Genomic DNA, 1,655 nt, shown 5'->3' on the forward strand with positions numbered 1-1,655 from the left:
ATGAAGGTGCTGGTCCCGGTCAAGCGGGTGATCGACTACAACGTGAAGGTTCGGGTCAAGGCGGACGGGTCTGGAGTTGACCTGGCGAACGTGAAGATGTCGATGAACCCTTTCGACGAGATCGCGGTGGAAGAGGCGATCCGGCTGAAGGAGAAGGGCGTGGCGACCGAGGTCGTCGTGGTCTCGATCGGCGTCAAGCAGGCGCAGGAGACGCTGCGCAACGCGCTGGCGATGGGCGCGGACCGGGCGATCCTGATCGAGGCGGCCTCGGACGTGCACACCGACATCGAGCCGCTGGCGGTGGCGAAGCTCCTGGCTGCGGTCGTCAGGGAAGAAGCTCCGGGCCTCGTCCTGTGCGGCAAGCAGGCGATCGACAACGACATGAACGCGACCGGGCAGATGCTGGCGGCGCTGCTGGGCTGGTCGCAGGGCACCTTCGCCTCCGAAGTGGCGATCGAGGGCGACCATGCGAAAGTCACCCGCGAGGTGGACGGCGGGCTGCAGACCATCACCGTCAGGATGCCGACGATCATCACCGTCGACCTGCGCCTGAACGAGCCGCGCTATGCGAGCCTCCCGAACATCATGAAGGCCAAGGCCAAGCCCTTGGCGACCAGGACCCCGGCCGACTACGGCGTCGACGTGAGCCCTCGTCTCTCGGTCGTGAAGACCGTGGAGCCGGCGGGCCGCAAGGCGGGGGTGAAAGTGGGTTCGGTGGACGAGCTGATCCAGAAACTGAAAGACGAAGCGGGGGTGCTCTGATGGCCGTTCTTCTTCTTGCCGATGTCGTGGGGGGCGCGCTTGCCACCGATCAGGTCGCCAAGGCGCTGACCGCGGTGAAATCGCTCGGCCCGGTGACGGTGCTGGTCGCCGGTCCGGATGCTGCTGCGGCGGCGGCCGAAGCGGCGACGCTCTCGGGCGTGGCCAAGGTGCTTCTGGCCGAGGATGCGGCCTATGCGCATGGCCTGTCGGAACCCACCGCCGCGCTGGTCGTCTCGCTGGCCGGCGACTACGAGCATATCGTGGCCGCCTCGGGCGCGCTGTCGAAGTCGGTGCTGCCCCGCGTGGCGGCGCTTCTGGACGTGATGGTGATCTCGGAAGTCCTCGCGGTGCATGACGCGGCGACCTTCGACCGGCCGATCTATGCCGGCAACGCGATCCAGACGGTGAAGACCTCGGACGCGAAGAAGGTGCTGACGATCCGCACCGCGACCTTCGACGCCGCCGGCAAGGGCGGCTCGGCCCCGGTCGAGACGGTCTCGGCCTCCGTCGACGGCAGCCTGTCCTCCTGGGTCGAGGACAGGGTCGCCTCCTCCGACCGGCCCGAGCTGACCTCGGCCGGGATCGTGGTCTCGGGCGGCCGTGGGGTCGGCTCGCAGGCCGACTTCGCGCTGATCGAGAAGCTGGCCGACAAGCTGAACGCCGCCGTGGGTGCGTCCCGCGCGGCGGTGGACTCGGGCTACGCGCCGAACGACTGGCAGGTCGGCCAGACCGGCAAGGTCGTGGCGCCCGAGCTTTACGTCGCCGTCGGCATCTCGGGCGCGATCCAGCATCTCGCCGGGATGAAGGACTCCAAGGTCATCGTCGCCATCAACAAGGACGAAGAGGCCCCGATCTTCCAGGTCGCAGACTACGGCCTCGTCGCCGACCTCTTC

Annotated in this window: 2 protein-coding genes; both read left to right on the plus strand. The window is 68.0% G+C overall.

All coding sequences use genetic code 11. The features are described 5' to 3' along the window. Nucleotides 1–762: an electron transfer flavoprotein subunit beta/FixA family protein gene (locus I7S92_RS22960; RefSeq protein WP_197647813.1), complete on the plus strand. Its 762-nt coding sequence runs from the start codon at nt 1–3 to the stop codon at nt 760–762. Further along, nucleotides 762–1,655, plus strand: an 894-nt coding sequence (locus I7S92_RS22965) for an electron transfer flavoprotein subunit alpha/FixB family protein (protein ID WP_197647814.1), incomplete at its 3' end; no start/stop codon positions are given. The genes I7S92_RS22960 and I7S92_RS22965, both read left to right, overlap by 1 nt.

The sequence above is a fragment of the Tabrizicola soli genome (assembly GCF_015999335.1).
GTDB lineage: Bacteria > Pseudomonadota > Alphaproteobacteria > Rhodobacterales > Rhodobacteraceae > Tabrizicola > Tabrizicola soli.